The sequence below is a fragment of the Symbiopectobacterium purcellii genome, from assembly GCF_052050035.1.
Classification (GTDB): Bacteria; Pseudomonadota; Gammaproteobacteria; order Enterobacterales; family Enterobacteriaceae; genus Symbiopectobacterium; species Symbiopectobacterium purcellii_A.
This window is the reverse complement of the sequence record NZ_CP189882.1, coordinates 3,356,885-3,372,137: the sequence shown is the minus strand read 5'-3', so window position 1 is coordinate 3,372,137 and position 15,253 is coordinate 3,356,885. Positions and strand designations below refer to the sequence as shown.

9 protein-coding genes and 2 pseudogenes are annotated in these 15,253 nt (G+C 54.4%); 4 read left to right on the top strand and 7 right to left on the bottom strand.

From position 1 onward, the window contains the following. Window position 1: 1 nt before the first annotated feature. A pseudogene (locus ACQGXV_RS23195) lies at window positions 2-394 on the top strand (IS3 family transposase); the annotation flags it as partial. Here ACQGXV_RS23195 and ACQGXV_RS23190 read toward each other — a convergent pair. Continuing rightward, window positions 391-1,335: an IS30 family transposase gene (locus ACQGXV_RS23190; RefSeq protein ID WP_440863282.1), complete on the bottom strand. Its 945-nt coding sequence runs from the start codon at window positions 1,333-1,335 to the stop codon at window positions 391-393. The pseudogene ACQGXV_RS23195 and the gene ACQGXV_RS23190 sit on opposite strands and share 4 nt — an antisense overlap. Between ACQGXV_RS23190 and ACQGXV_RS23185 the strand changes: the two genes are divergently transcribed. Continuing rightward, window positions 1,334-2,266: an ATP-binding cassette domain-containing protein gene (locus tag ACQGXV_RS23185; RefSeq protein WP_440863281.1), complete on the top strand. Its 933-nt coding sequence runs from the start codon at window positions 1,334-1,336 to the stop codon at window positions 2,264-2,266. The genes ACQGXV_RS23190 and ACQGXV_RS23185 overlap by 2 nt on opposite strands. A gap of 41 nt (window positions 2,267-2,307) precedes the next feature. Here ACQGXV_RS23185 and proY read toward each other — a convergent pair whose 3' ends face one another. The 6 genes and pseudogenes from proY to phoB form a co-directional block, all read right to left on the bottom strand. Beyond that, window positions 2,308-3,684 (bottom strand): proline-specific permease ProY, encoded by a 1,377-nt coding sequence (gene proY / locus ACQGXV_RS23180; RefSeq protein ID WP_440863280.1) that lies wholly within the window; start codon window positions 3,682-3,684, stop codon window positions 2,308-2,310. A gap of 74 nt (window positions 3,685-3,758) precedes the next feature. After that, on the bottom strand, window positions 3,759-5,078 hold the full coding sequence (gene brnQ, locus ACQGXV_RS23175; protein WP_440863279.1) for a branched-chain amino acid transport system II carrier protein: 1,320 nt from the start codon (window positions 5,076-5,078) through the stop codon (window positions 3,759-3,761). Between the two features lie 463 nt (window positions 5,079-5,541). Then, window positions 5,542-6,654 (bottom strand): cobalamin-independent methionine synthase II family protein, encoded by a 1,113-nt coding sequence (locus ACQGXV_RS23170; protein ID WP_440863278.1) that lies wholly within the window; start codon window positions 6,652-6,654, stop codon window positions 5,542-5,544. A gap of 360 nt (window positions 6,655-7,014) precedes the next feature. Beyond that, a pseudogene (locus tag ACQGXV_RS23165) lies at window positions 7,015-7,889 on the bottom strand (PstS family phosphate ABC transporter substrate-binding protein). An 81-nt stretch (window positions 7,890-7,970) separates the two neighbouring features. Beyond that, a complete protein-coding gene (phoR, locus tag ACQGXV_RS23160; RefSeq protein WP_440863277.1) occupies window positions 7,971-9,293 on the bottom strand; it encodes a phosphate regulon sensor histidine kinase PhoR in 1,323 nt (440 codons plus the stop codon). A gap of 66 nt (window positions 9,294-9,359) precedes the next feature. Further along, window positions 9,360-10,049: a phosphate response regulator transcription factor PhoB gene (phoB, locus tag ACQGXV_RS23155; protein ID WP_440863276.1), complete on the bottom strand. Its 690-nt coding sequence runs from the start codon at window positions 10,047-10,049 to the stop codon at window positions 9,360-9,362. Between the two features lie 271 nt (window positions 10,050-10,320). On the opposite strand from phoB, the gene sbcD reads away from it, so the two are divergent. Then, complete coding sequence (sbcD, locus tag ACQGXV_RS23150) at window positions 10,321-11,544, top strand: exonuclease subunit SbcD (protein ID WP_440863275.1); 1,224 nt, start codon at window positions 10,321-10,323, stop codon at window positions 11,542-11,544. Then, the gene (locus ACQGXV_RS23145; protein ID WP_440863274.1) at window positions 11,541-15,230 is read left to right on the top strand and encodes an AAA family ATPase; all 3,690 of its coding nucleotides are present in this window, start codon (window positions 11,541-11,543) and stop codon (window positions 15,228-15,230) included. Before sbcD ends, ACQGXV_RS23145 begins: the two co-directional genes overlap by 4 nt. The last annotated feature ends 23 nt before the right edge of the window (window positions 15,231-15,253 follow it).

The window sequence follows — 15,253 nt, the reverse complement described above, 5'->3', positions numbered from 1 at the left end:
CGATTTATTCAACAAAGCCTCGGTAAGGATGAAGTCGGGCCTGGTCTGCGATGCCCTGCAGATGGCCCTGAGCCGACGGGGTTCCCCAGAGGAAGTCATCGTCCACTCGGATCGTGGCAGTCAGTACTGTTCTGATGATTATCAGAAGTTAATTAAAATCAGTAAATTAACATGTAGCATGAGTGGAAAAGGCAACTGTTATGATAACGCGTGTGCTGAAAGTTTTTTTCACAGTTTGAAGGTGGAGCTGATCCACGGCGAACACTTTCCTGACCGGGAAACCATGAAATCTGAGGTGTTTAACTACATTGAGGTGGATTACAATCAGAAACGGCGGCATAGCACGCTGGGCTATGTCAGCCCGATGGTATTTGAACGACAAGTCCTCTCTTAAGGGCGTGTCCACCAAGTCTGGGCCAGATCACCCCTCGTATTGAGTATGTGTTTGAGTTCGGCAATCTTACGATGACTGACCTGACTGAAGTCTGTTCCCTTTGGGTAAAAACGTCGTATCAGCCCGTTGGTGTGCTCATTCAAGCCCCTCTCCCAGGAATGATAAGGATGGGCAAAGTAGACCTGCGCCCCTGTGATTTGAGTAATTTGCTCGTGCAGAGCGAATTCAGGGCCGTTATCAGCTGTTAGGGTCTTAAACTTGCAAAAGGTATTAGCTTCAATGTCCCTGAAAGCAGCAACCACAGTCTCCGCACGCTTATTAGGCAGTTTGCGAATGATGACGGTTTTCAATGCTTTATCTACGATGGTTAACAAGAATGACTTCTGGTCTTTGCCAAAAATAGTGTCAATTTCGAAGTGGCCAGGCTCCTGTTTAAGCTCGGCTTGAGCTGGGCGATACTCAATACCAACACGGTTGGGAATAGGGCCTGATTTGAGGTTTTCGGCATTGTACCTGTAACGTTTTCCCCGATGAGGAAGTTGCTGATATAGCTCCCCGCCAGCCTGTCTCTCCTGCAGGATATAGCGATAGAGCGTATTCTTGCTGACAGATATACCGAATTCCAGGTGCAAACGGCCACTGATGATTTCAGGTGAAGAGTGAGTGGAAAGCGCCTGACTGATGAAGTTCTGAATGTGTAGCTCCAACGGGTAAAAAGCATTGTTTGGCAGAGGCTTATGACGGCGTTCCCGGACCAGAGTGTCCGCCCTGCTACAGCAGTAGACACCATTGAAAGTAGGGTCGGTATTGCGTCTGAGTTCCCTGCTGATGGTCGAGCGAGGCAGAGCAAGCTCTCTGGCGATGGTAGCTTGGTTGATACCTTCACCACGCCGCTTTTCGATGTAGAACCGTTCTTTCTGAGTCAGATGTTTTCCCTGCATGCAAAAGGCTCTCCAGTATGGCCAGAACGGTGATTTTATCCGACTCTGGCAAGTGGTTCACTTTGTTGCGTTTCCAGTGGGAATGGGGCAAGAGGTTCTGTCCATTGAAAACCTGAGTGTCACCTACCCTGGCCAGCGACGCTGGTTCAGAAAGGTCCCGCCCACCGCCCCTACGCTGACGAATATCAGCCTAACCGTGAAACAGGGGGAAACCTTGGGGATTGTTGGGGAATCAGGCTCCGGTAAATCCACATTGGCAAAAACCATACTGGGATTACAACCGGGAGAAGGGAAGATCGTCTTTCTCGGCCAACGCGTCGATCGCTGGTCGCTGTATGGCTGGGGAACTTTACGCAATAAGCTACAGTATGTGTTTCAAGACCCTTACGGAGCACTGTCACCGCGCATGAGTGTGTTTGATATTGTCAGCGAAGGGCTACGCTACCAACAAAAGCAGCTTTCTCTTGAACAGGTACACCAGCGTGTAAGCAAGGTACTACAGGACGTAGAATTGAACGAAACCTTAGCCGCACGCTATCCTAATGAGCTATCTTGTGGGCAGCGCGCACGTATTGCCTTGGCGCGCGTCTTGATTCTTAATCCTGCACTGTTGATCCTGGATGAACCTACCGCAGCGCTCGACAGGTTGGTGCAAAAAAAACTGATCGTGCTATTACGCGATTTACAGATGGAATATGGCCTGAGCTATTTGTTCATTAGTCACGATATGTACGTCGTCAAAGCGCTGGCACACCGAGTACTGGTATTAAAATCGGGACAGGTCGTGGAACAAGGCGATATGCACAACCTGTTCCACCATCCTCAATCGAGCTATACCCTCAGATTGGTCGAGAGTCGATCAGCCAGGGTTTATCGGTTACCGCTTCAGGCTCACAGCACGTGTTCGCCTGAAGGCTTCCCATCAGGATGATACGTTTACCGCATCAGCACGCTGTTCACGTTCAACACCACTTAAGCGTTGTTATTCGCCAGCTTCTGCCGTTTCTGTTTAAAGGCATAGCCCAACAGCAGCAGTGCAATCCACAGCACGCCCACGTAGAGGGAAACACGCGTTTCTTCGAAGTAACCAATCAGTCCGATGATAAACACCAGGAACACGATACCAACTACCGAAGACGCCACGCCTCCCGGCAGCGGAAACGCCAATGCTTTCACCTCGTTCTCACTCAAACGACGCCGGAACGCAATTTGTGAACAGAGGATCATGATCCACACCCACACGGTGGCAAAGGTTGCCAGCGACGCAATCACCAAAAACACTTTGCCCGGCATGATGTAGTTCAGATAAACCGCCACCAGCAGCGCAGCCATCATCACAACGACCGTGACCCACGGAATACCGCGCTGCGACACTTTGGCAAAGACCTTGGGGGCGTTACCCTGCTCGGCCATGCCGTGCATCATGCGGCCCACGCCAAACACGTCGCTGTTAATCGCCGACAGAGACGCTGTGATCACCACAAAATTCAGAATGCCTGCGGCTGCCGTGATACCAAGATGCTGGAAGGTCAGCACAAACGGGCTGCCTTCTGTCCCCACCTGATTCCAGGGATAAATCGACATGATGACAAACAGCGTGCCTACATAGAACACCAGGATGCGCCACGGCACCGAGTTAATCGCACGCGGAATGGATTTATGCGGATCTTTAGCTTCGCCTGCGGTGATACCAATAATTTCAATACCGCCGTAGGCAAACATCACCAGTTGCAGCGACAGGACCATGCCCATCACACCGTTACTGAAGAAACCGCCGTGGCTCCACAGGTTACTGATTCCGGTTGGCTGACCACCGTTACCGATACCCCACACGATAATCCCGATGCCCGCCACAATCATAATGATGATGATGGCGACCTTGAAGAACGAGAGCCAAAACTCCAGCTCACCGAACACCTTCACCCTCATCAGGTTAATGGCACCAATGATCAGCACCACGCTTAACACCCAGATCCAGTGCGGCACATCCGGGAACCAGACGCTCATGTAGATACCAAACGCGGTCACATCCGCGATGGCAACGATAAGGATCTCAAAGCAGTAGGTCCATCCGGTAATGTAGCCCGCCATCGGCCCCAGGTAATCCTGCGCGTAGCGGGAAAAAGAGCTGGCCTGCGGGTTATTGACTGACATCTCTCCCAGCGCCCGCATAATGATATAGGCGATAACACCACCGATGATATAAGCCAACAGCACGCTGGGTCCTGCCATCTGAATGGCACTGGCCGAGCCATAAAACAGCCCAGTACCAATCGCCGATCCGAGTGCAATGAAGCGGATGTGCCGCGTGCTTAACCCACGCTTTAGCTTAGCGGATTGTTGTTCCATAAATTAAGCAGCCCTGTCTTACAAAAGAAAAACCACAGGCGGCAGCCTGTGGTGAAAAATGCAGCGTTAGTGCGTTATTGGTGCGCCGTCTCTTCCTGACGCCCACTTAACCGATCATAAATAACCGCGGCAAGCAGCAGCACCAGTGACGGTGGCAACCAGGCCAATCCCTGCTCACCCAAAGGCAAGTTCAGGCTCCAGGCTGGCAGCAATGGCGCAAAGGTCGATGATTTTACCCCATCAATCAGTCCAAATAACAGGCTGATTAACATGACCGGGGCCACAATACGCGAAGCCTGATTCCACCAGCGCAAAGTAAAACTCAGCAAAACCAGAATGATACAGGGCGGATAGATCGCTGTCAGCACCGGAATGGAAAGCTGAATCAGATGACTTAACCCCAGATTAGCCACTAACGCCGAGAAGCCACCCAGCACAAATACCAGCGTGCTGTAGGAAAACGGCAAATACTGGGAGAAAAATTCGGCGCAGGCACAGGTCAGGCCAACCGCAGTCACCATGCAGGCGATAAATATCAACAATGCCAGAAAACCGCTGCCCATGCTGCCAAAGGTGTGCTGCACGTAAGCATGCAGAATTTTAGCCCCGTTTTGCGCGTTAGGAATCAGTTCGCCGCTCACCGAGCCCAGCTTAAACAGGCTCAGATAGACCAACGTCAATCCGACCCCAGCAATCAAACCAGCCCAAATGGTGTAGCGGGTCAGTAGCCTAGCATCGGTCACGCCGCGTGACCGGGCGGCATTGACGATAACAATGCCGAAGACCATGGCACCCAGGGTATCCATGGTCAGGTAACCGTTCACAAAACCGTTAGAAAACGGCACGGTTTGATAGACGTCGGTCGCCGGGATCGGCGAACCCGCCGGCCACATCACCGCCGCCAATCCCAGAACTGCCAGCGCCAGAATTTTTAACGGTGCCAGTACATGGCCGACCGTATCCAGCAGACGACCCGGATAGAGAGAAATGCCGATCACCAGCGCAAAATAGACCACGCTATAGATGAGCAACGGCGTGGCCGCATCGCCAAACAGCGGAGCCAATCCGACTTCGAACGATACCGTGGCAGTACGCGGTGTAGCGAACAGCGGTCCGACAGCCAGATAACACACGGTCGCCAGCAGAACGCCAGCCTTCTGGCCAATGGGGGAGCTCAGCGCATCAACGCCACCGCCCACACGCGCCAGCGCTACCACGGTTAACACCGGTAGGCCAACCGCTGTGAGCAAAAAGCCAAGCGCGGCGGTCCAGACGTGTTCACCAGCCTGCAAACCCACGATCGGCGGGAAAATAATGTTCCCCGCCCCGACAAACAGCGCAAAGGTCATAAACCCCAGCGCCACGATATCTTTGGATGTTAAACGATGACTCATAGTTACGTTGTGTTGCCTGTATATAAATGCGACAAAATGGGAAGACGCACTGCGACGTGGTATAAATTATTCTTATCGCGAAGACGTTATAGGGCGCTAAGTAAAACGTTTATAGCAATAAATGACAAGTAGTGATCCAAAATGCGAAGTATTACGCCAACCTAACAGAAATAATCAGCACATAATATCACCACTCACACAACCTTCCGCACATGATTTGTGCATTTACCGTCTTTGCTTTGCAATAAAACCAGTATAAAAACGCGTAATACGCGCAAAACGGACATAAAAGAGGCGATGCTTCAGCATAAGAAGCGCTTTTTACTGCAAAAGGGGACAAGTGGCAGGGGATTACGCGGTAAACGGTGTGAACAGATTTGCAGATTGTGACACCCCACGGCGGAGCGTCGAAGAAACACCGGGGATAGCGGATCCGCGTCCCCCGGTGCGATGCGTTCGTGTATTAGTTGCCCCACACGGCGGCAGCCGTATCCACAACCAGACGCAGCTTGGCCCACTGCTGTGCTTCCGTCAGGCTGTTGCCCTCTTCCGTGGAAGCAAAACCACACTGTGGGCTGAGGCAAAGCTGTTTGATATCAACATATTTCGCGGCTTCCGCAATGCGCGCCTTCAGCAAGGCCGGATCTTCCAACTCGCCGTTTTTGGTGGTCACCAGACCCAGCACCACTTGCTGATGTCCCGGTTTGATGAAACGCAGCGGTTCGAATCCCCCTGAGCGATCGTTATCATACTCAAGGAAAAACTCGTCCACATTGACGTCGCCAAACAGGATCGATGCAACTGGCTCATACCCGCCTTCAGAAATCCAGGTAGAACGGAAGTTGCCACGGCATACGTGCAAACCGATAGTCAGGTCGGCTGGTTTGCCTACCAATGCTTTATTCAACACGTCGGCATAGATACGGGCCAGCTGTTCCGGATCTTCACCGCGTTCGCGAATTTGGCGTTTTTGATCGTCTGAGCACAGGTAAGCCCATACGGTATCATCCAGTTGCAGATAGCGGCAGCCTGCGGCGTAGAAAGCATGAATCGCATCGTGCCAAGTCTGCGCCAGATCGTCGAAATAAGCATCCAGCGTTGGGTAAACCTGACTGTCGATGGCCTTGCGTCCACCACGGAAATGGAACACGCTCGGGCTAGGAATCGTCATCTTGGCGGTCACATCACCCGCGATACTGTTCAGGTAACGAAAATGCGCCAGCATCGGGTGCTGTTGGTTAAAGCTGACTTTGCCCGTCACCTTGATAGCACGAGACTTGGTTTGGATACCGTTAAACTGGATACCGTGGTCCGCTTCGAAAGCCTCCACCCCGTTCAACCCTTCAAAAAAGTCGAAATGCCACCAGGCGCGACGGAATTCACCGTCGGTGACCACCTGAAGCCCGGCTTCACGTTGCAACGCAACTGCACGCAAAATTTCTGCATCTTCTACGGTGCGCAGTTGCTCCGCATTAATGGCACCGGACTGGAATTGCAGGCGTGCTTCTTTGATGGCTTCGGGACGCAGCAGGCTACCGACCACATCGGCGCGGAAAGGGGGAAGTGCTTTAGCCATGATAAACTCCTGATCTTTCGCAACCGCGCCAGCAGGTCGCAGCGTGAGGCAAGCGGCATTGCAAAGTAGTTTCAAAATGAATAGTCACGCCGCACAGTAATCACGCCTTATACTTATTTAGACATCTGGACGGCTATAAGGTAGGTAAATCCTCTCATGGCAACAGAGTGAGGGCAATAGAATAATTTTCACTTTCCGCGACTAACATGAATAAAATTCACGTCAGGCTGATGAAAAAGTCACTTTTCCCCTGGTTATTTCCGGCGAAAACCGGGGATAGCTGCCAGAATGAACGCGTTTCACGTGCACCAGATTCCCGCCTTCTCGGGAATGACGGTGATGGGTGAGAATGATGGAGTGTTACAGGCCGAGTTGCTGGCGTGCGGTAACGCGCACATGCTCAGGCAAGGGAAGATAGCCATCCTGACTCACCAGATTTTGCCCAGCGGTAGACAGCACCCGATCCATAAAGGCGGCCGTCAGGCTATCCAGCGCACGCTCTGGCGCTTTGTTGACATAAATATAGAGATAGCGCGCGTAGGGATAACGCCCGCTGCGAATATTGTCCACCGTCGGCGCAACGTAGTCGTTTCCCTGCGCCGCCAGCGACAACATTTTCACTCCGCTGGCGCGAAAACCGAGGCTGGCATAACCAATCGCCTGTGTGGAAGTGGCCACCGCCTGCACTACCGACGCAGAACCCTGTAGCTCATTCACCAGCGGCAAGAAATCACCGCCACATAGCGCTTGCTGCTTAAAAAACCGTAGGTGCCCGACGCTGAGTTACGCCCGTAGCGCAACACGCGGCGCGATGACCATTCCCCGCTCAACCCGAGGTCGCGCCAGTGAGTGACGGTTTGCGTTGCCCCACAGCGATGGGTAATGGAGAACAGTGCATCGAGCTGTTGCACGTTCAACCCCGGCAGCGGATTATCCTGATTAACTAACACCACCAGCGCATCCATCGCCACCGGCACAGCCAGTGGTGGATAACCGTAGCGTTGCACAAAGGCCTCAATCTCACTGGCCTTCATGGCACGGCTCATCGGGCCAAGCTATGCCGCGCCGGAGGCAAGTGCCGTCGGTGCCGATGACGACCCCGCCGCCTGCATCTGTACGTTAACGCTGGGATAATGCTGGTTGAAATCGGCGGCCCAAAACGCCATCAGCGTCGCCAAGGTGTCAGAGCCGGCACTGGAGAGGTTACCCGCCAGCATTTGCTCACTGCGCGCAATGTGGCTCTAGCCACTGAGTAACAGCGCAGTACAGAGCAATAAACCCGAAAAACGCGGGGCTGGCATCATAGGTTATATCCATCAAGCCGAAGGGGTGGTGCTATTCTCCGACAGAGAGGCAGGGACAATCAACCGGTTAGGAAGCGTAAACATAAAACGTGCTCCGGCACCGGGTTCACTGAGGATCTCCAACCGCGAATCATGATGGCTGAGCGCATGCTTGACGATGGCAAGCCCCAATCCGCTGCCACCCGTTTGTCGCGATCGGGCTTTATCCACGCGGTAAAAACGCTCCGTCAGGCGAGGGATATGCTCGGCGGCGATACCAGGGCCATTATCGCTGACCTGAAACTGCGCGCCTTGGCTGATTTTTTGCCAGCACACTTCAATGCGTGTGCCTTCCGGCGTGTGATTAACCGCGTTGTACACCAGATTGGAGAAGGCACTGTGCAACTGTTCTTCATTGCCATAAACGCTCAGCCCATCGTTGATGCGGAACACAATTTCATGACGCTCCTGGCTCAGCGTCTGTGCTTCACGTTGCAGTATGCGCAGCATACGTGGCACATCGACCTTTTCCGCCAGATTGATCGGTGCCGCCGCTTCGATTTTCGATAACGTGAGCAACTGTTTCACCAACCCGTCCATGCGCCGCGTCTGCTCCTGCATGGTCGAGAGTGCTTTGCTGCGTAAGGCACCGTCCAGCGAATCGTCCTGCATCATCTCCAGATAGCCTTGCAACACGGTGAGCGGAGTGCGTAATTCATGACTGACGTTGGCAAAGAAATTACGCCGAGCCCCTTCCAGTTGGTGCATCTGGGTGATGTCGCGCACCACCATCAACAATTGTCCTTCCGAGTAAGGCATAACACGGAATTCGACATGGTGAGCGTTGATCAATTGCAGGGTCAAGGCGCGGGTAAAATCCTGCTGACGCATGTATTGGGTGAACTCGGGATAGCGCAGCAAATTGAGGATATTTTGGCCGTTATCTTCCGGCCAACGCAGGCTGAGCAAATGCTGCGACAAGCCGTTGCACCAGATAATTGTGCCCTCTTCGGTGGTGATCACCACGCCGTCGGGTAGCGACTCGGCACCGCTGCGAAAACGTTTGATCAGCAAGGCCAGCTCACGCCGCCGCCGCCGATTACGCAGTTGCATTTGGTACAGCCCGTAAAACAACGGCTCCCAGCTCCAACGTCCGGGTGGTGGCGTCATACTGCGATCGACCCACAGCCAATAGGAGAGCTTAAGCTGGTTGTAATAATTCCAGCCAAGTACCACCAGCAAAGCCGCCAGTATAAACCAGGGCAGGTAGCCGAAAATCAATCCCAGCAGCAGGGCGGGCAAGCAAAAAAAAGCCAGCTCCGATGCCAGCTTTTTCCACGAAAGACGTTCTAACACGTTAAAAATTCTCCGCTTTGGCGGTATTCAGCCACGATGTCGCGCACGCTAAGACTCACACGCACATCAATAACGCGTAGAAAAACGGTACCCCGTTCCCCGGACCGTTTGCACCATTTTATCGTGTCCACTGGTTTCCAGCGCCTTGCGCAAGCGACGAATATGCACGTCCACAGTACGATCCTCAACATAAACGTTAGTTCCCCAAACTTTATTGAGCAACTGCTCGCGACTGTATACACGCTCAGCGTGCGTCATAAAGAAATGCAGCAGCTTGAATTCGGTCGGCCCCATCTCCAGCGCGTGCTGTTCGGTGGTAACCCGATGCGAGGTTGGGTCCAGACTCAACCCCCGCATTTCGATCACCTCTTCCACCGCCATCGGTGAAATACGGCGCATCACTGCCTTGATGCGTGCGACCAGTTCTTTGGGCGAAAACGGCTTGGTGATATAATCATCCGCACCAACCTCAAGCCCACGCACGCGATCTTCCTCTTCTCCGCGCGCCGTCAACATCATAACCGGGATATCCCGCGTCAGCGCTTCGCGCTTCATGTGCTTGATGAACTGCAACCCCGAGCCACCTGGCAGCATCCAGTCCAGCAGCACCAGATCCGGATAGGGCTCGGACAAACGCGTCACGGCGCTGTCATAATCTTCCGCTTCAACGGACTGATAACCGTTTTGCTCTAACACGAAGCACACCATTTCACGAATCGGCGCTTCATCTTCTACGACCAGTATGCGTCTTGCCATTGTTCATCCTGCCGTTAGTCAGCGTATGAAACGCGTCAACAATAACGAAATCTCACCATTGCCCGCTTTACCTATCAAGGTGCTTGAGCGGCTTATCTTCTGTGGGCGAAAGCAGTATGCGTCAGTTTTATGACAGATTCATGAAAACCCACATTGAAGGTAACACCCTGTTTAGCAGTTGTTTCCAAAATTTTCACGGTGATAACGACAGTCGCCGCCCTCACTGCTTATAATCGCCCTACACGCGATAGCACGTCTAACAGGAAACGCCATGCGTATCATTCACACCGCAGACTGGCATCTTGGCCAATATTTTTATACTAAAAGCCGCGCACCTGAGCATCAAGCGTTTCTCGACTGGCTCATCGAGCAGATAACCGACTATCAGGTCGATGCGCTGATTGTGGCCGGTGATATCTTTGATAACGGTTCGCCGCCGAGTTACGCACGCGAGATGCTCAACCGGTTTGTGGTAGCTTTGCGCACCACCGGGTGCCAGTTGGTGTTGCTGGCCGGAAATCACGATGCGGTGGCGACCCTGAATGAATCACGGGATCTGCTGGCGTGCCTCAATACCCGTGTTATCGCCAACGCCACCGAGGATGCAACGCAGCAGGTATTTGCACTCAATACCCGTCAAGGTGCGCCCGGCGCGATTCTGTGCGCCATTCCTTTCTTACGCCCACGCGACATCCTGCGCAGCCTGGCAGGTCAATCCGGCGTGGAAAAACAGGTCGCCTTACAAGAAGCCATCAGCGAACACTATACGCAATGCTACCAGCACGCCTGCGATTTACGCGACATGCTGGCAGCGCCCCTGCCGATTATCGCCACCGGACACCTGACTACCGTGGGGGTTACCGCCTCGGAAGCGGTGCGCGAGATCTACATCGGCTCGCTCGATGCCTACCCGGTGCAGGCCTTTCCGCCTGCGGATTATATCGCTCTTGGGCATATTCACCGCCCGCAGCGCGTAGGACACAGCGAGCATATCCGCTACAGCGGTTCCCCGATTGCCCTGAGTTTTGATGAACTTGGCAGTGAAAAATCGGTCGCGTTGATCGACTTTCCGCCAGGCGTTCCCCCGGAGATAACGCTACTGCCCGTACCGGTGACGCAGCCGATGCGACTGATAAAAGGCAATCTGGCGGACATTGAGCAGCAGTTGCACAACCTACCCGCTCCCGAAGCGGGGCAACGCATCAGGCTGGATATTGAGATCGCCACCGACACCTACCTTAGCGACATGCAGCAGCGTATTCAGCAGGTAACGCACACATTGCCCGTCGACGTGTTGCTGCTACGGCGCAACCGTGAGCAGCGTTTGCAGGCGATTGCGCGCGAAAAGAAAGAAACGTTGGACGAATTATCCCCACAGGACGTTTTCGAACGCAAACTGGCGCTGACCGACATGGCGCAGGAACAGCAAGCACGGCTGCGCCCACTGTTCGATGACATGGTCCGCGACGTCACCGAAGGAGCACCGCAAGCATGAGAATCCTGAGTTTTCGGTTAAAAAACCTTAACTCGCTCAAAGGCGAATGGAAGATCGATTTCACGCAGGAGCCGTTTGCCAGCAACGGGCTGTTTGCCATCACCGGCCCGACCGGCGCGGGCAAAACCACGCTGCTGGATGCCATCTGTCTGGCGCTGTATCACCAGACACCGCGGTTGAATACGCTCTCCGCTACGCAAAACGAACTGATGACACGCAACACCGCCGACTGTCTGGCAGAAGTGGAGTTTGAGGTCAAAGGCATCGGCTATCGCGCGTTTTGGAGTCAACGCCGCGCCAAAGATGCGGCAGACGGCAACCTGCAAACCCCGAAAGCCGAGCTGGCGCTGATCGCAGACGGTAAGATCCTCACGCAAAAGCTGTCCGAAAAACTTGCTCACACCGTCCGTATTACCGGGCTGGATTTTGAGCGTTTTACCCGTTCAATGATGCTCTCACAGGGGCAATTTGCCGCTTTTCTCAATGCCGAACAGAATAAACGCGCAGAACTGTTGGAAGAGTTGACCGGAACGGTGATCTATGGCGAGATTTCCAGTCGGATCTATGAGCAGCATAAGGCCGTAAAGCTGGCATTGGACACGCTACAGGCATGCGCCTCGGCCATTGCATTGTTGGATGACAGTGAGCAACAAACCGTACTGGCAGCACTGACGCAGCGACAGCAGGAAGAGCAAGGGTTGCGGGAAAAACGTGAGCAAGCACTGACACACCAGCAATGGCTGACTCAAGAACGGCTTCTTCAGCAGGACTTACGCCAAAAACAGCAATTGGCCGAGGCAGCCGAGCAGGCGCAACGTGATGCCGAGCCCGATCGATTACGGCTGGAACGTGACGAACCAGCAGAAAAATTGCGCCCCTTGCAGAGCGAGCGCGAACGCGCTCAGTTGGCTCGGGTTGCAGCACAAACGCGTGAAACGGCGTTAGTCCAGCAGCACACTGCCAGTCAGACAGCACATCAGCAGCAACAGCAGTTGTTGCTGCAAGCGCAACAGGCACAGCAGCAACACAATGCAGCACGCCAGCAGGAAGAAGATCTGATCGAGCAACAGGTAATACCGCTCGATCAGCAAATCGCTCGCCAAGGGGAGCGTTGTGCCGAACATCGGCAAGCGTTGACCCAAACGCAAACGCAGCGTGATAACGAGCAACAGCAACTGGCGGAGTTGCTTCGCCAACGCGATACCCTGCAAACCCAGCGAGAAACCCGACGCAACTACCAGCAACAGCATCCCCATCACCGTCACTGGAGCGAGCAGCTTGGCGCGTGGCGCTCGGTATTTCAGGAGCAGCAACGCCTGTCTGGAGAACTGACCGCTAACGGTACACAACAGCAGCGCCTGACAAACGCGAAACAAGAACTGGCGCACAAGCAGGTGGCACTGTTCGAACAGCGTAGCGCGCAACAGCAGCGCTACGACACTTTGCAGCGTCAATGCGAACAGCAGCAACAGGGGTGGCAACAGGCAGAAACGGCCAATCCGATTGCCGGTCTGCGTGAGCGTTACGCGGCGCACCAGCGTTCACGACAAGCGCAGCGGCAGTTTGGAGAATTGACACAAGCACTCAGCAACCTGCGTCAACAACAGCAAAATAGCGCCAGCAAAGGGATCAAGCTGGATCAGCGTTTTCAGGCCGACACCGAGAGCAACGACACGAAACGCGCAGACTGTCAGCGTCTGGAGCAGCAGTTGAACGATGTCGAACAGCGTGTCGAACTGGAAAAACGCATCGTTAAGTTGGAGGCTGAACGCGCACAGTTACAACCGGGAGAGTCCTGCCCGCTGTGTGGCTCAACGCACCATCCGGCGATTGAGGAATATCAAACGCTGGCGCACGCCGCGTCCGAGGCGCAAGGGCGAGTGGCACAACTGCGCACGCTATGTCAGCAGGCGCGCAGTGAATTGGAGCAGCGCGAGGGCGCGCTCGCCGCCTTGGCAAAACAGCGCGACGAACTTCAGGCCGAGCGGGCCGAGCAGGAAAAGCGGTACCAAACGTGTTATAGCGACTGGCAACAAGTAAGTGAGCATTTACACGCAACCTTCACGCCTGAGCAGGAACAAGAGATTGCCGAATGGCTGACGGCCTGCGATCGCGAAGCAGATACCCTGTTTAGCCAGATAGAAGCGCAAGAGCAGCTGCAACGCAACTGGCAAGAAAGTAAGGATTCACTGACCGCAGCGCAGCAGCAGCGTCAGGAAACAGAGCAGCAGCTTGCCTTGCTGCAACAGCGTATTCAGGCGCACCGGGAAGGGCTTGCCGAGGCCGCACACAAACAGCAACAGCTCACCGCGGCGTTGACAACACAGCAAGAAACACTCGCCGCGGCGCTTGCGCCCTACGCGTTGGTTCCGCCAGCACTTGCCGAACAACAGCACTGGCTGGCAGAACATGCCAGCGAAGCGGAGCGTTGGAAAACCACCGAACAGCAGTTGCAGCACGATGACAACACGCTGGCCTCACTGCATGCAACCGTGCAGGAACGGGAAAAAACGTTACAGGCACTCGATGCGAGCGCCACACTACAGCAGACACAATGGCAGGATGGGGAAAAACAGCTGGCAGCCTTGCGCCAGCAACGCCACGCCCTGTTTGGCGATCGCGACACGCAGCAGGTACGTCAGCAATGGCGGCAGAACAGCGAACAGCATCAGCAGCGCGTTGATAAGTTAGCCGTCGTGTTGCAAGAGGCAGCGGCACAGCTCGCCCAACTAGCGGGAGAGTTGGCAGGTCAACGCACGCACCGCGAACACTGTGAAGACGCCGAACAGCAATCCGCAGCCCAGTTTGCGACAGCCTTGGCGCGCAGCCCCTTCACTGATGAAGCCGCGTTCCAACAGGCGCTGCTGAATGATGATACGCGTCAGGTGCTGCGCACTAAACTCGACGCAGTGCGTCAGGCCGTCACAGAAACCCAAGCGCTGCGACAGCAGGCCGCCGCCGCGCTGAGCACACATCTGGCACAGCGCCCGCTAACCGGACCGGATGACGACGAGACCACAACGCCTGAACAACGGCTGGAACAGCTTGATAGTGCGCTGAAAACCAATCTCTATCAACAAGGTGAATGCCAACAACGGCTACGCAACGATGATATGCAACGGGATAAACAGCAAGCACTGCTACAAGAGATCGAACAACAGAGCCAGCAGTATGCCGACTGGAGCTGCCTCAACGATCTTATTGGCTCGCAAAGCGGTGATAAATTCCGCAAGTTCGCTCAGGGGCTAACGCTCGATCATCTGGTATATCTGGCCAACCTGCGCCTTGCCCGCCTGCACGGTCGTTATCAGCTACAACGTAAAACCGATGATGAGCTTGGCCTGCATGTGCTCGACACTTGGCAGGCCGATGCGGTGCGCGACACTCGCACCCTGTCGGGCGGTGAGAGCTTTTTGGTCAGCCTGGCGTTAGCGTTGGCGCTCTCCGATCTGGTGAGCAACAAAACCCGTATCGATTCGCTGTTTCTGGATGAAGGGTTTGGCACCCTAGACGCGGATACGCTGGACAGCGCGCTGGACGCGCTGGATAACCTCAATGCCACCGGCAAAACCATTGGCGTCATCAGCCACGTGGAGGCGATAAAGGCGCGTATCGCCACGCAAATCAAGGTCAAAAAGGTAAATGGGTTGGGCGTAAGTCAGCTTGATGAGCGCTACGCCCTGTAGCGCTCTGCTTATACATGCGTAAA

Bases quoted from the DNA above. Each gene is read 5' to 3' on its own strand.
- sbcD (WP_440863275.1), top strand. From the start codon at position 10,321: ATGCGTATCATTCACACCGCAGACTGGCATCTTGGCCAATATTTTTAT.
- ACQGXV_RS23190 (WP_440863282.1), bottom strand. From the start codon at position 1,335: ATGCAGGGAAAACATCTGACTCAGAAAGAACGGTTCTACATCGAAAAG.
- ACQGXV_RS23170 (WP_440863278.1), bottom strand. From the start codon at position 6,654: ATGGCTAAAGCACTTCCCCCTTTCCGCGCCGATGTGGTCGGTAGCCTG.
- ACQGXV_RS23185 (WP_440863281.1), top strand. From the start codon at position 1,334: ATGCAAAAGGCTCTCCAGTATGGCCAGAACGGTGATTTTATCCGACTC.
- brnQ (WP_440863279.1), bottom strand. From the start codon at position 5,078: ATGAGTCATCGTTTAACATCCAAAGATATCGTGGCGCTGGGGTTTATG.
- proY (WP_440863280.1), bottom strand. From the start codon at position 3,684: ATGGAACAACAATCCGCTAAGCTAAAGCGTGGGTTAAGCACGCGGCAC.
- phoB (WP_440863276.1), bottom strand. From the start codon at position 10,049: ATGGCAAGACGCATACTGGTCGTAGAAGATGAAGCGCCGATTCGTGAA.
- ACQGXV_RS23145 (WP_440863274.1), top strand. From the start codon at position 11,541: ATGAGAATCCTGAGTTTTCGGTTAAAAAACCTTAACTCGCTCAAAGGC.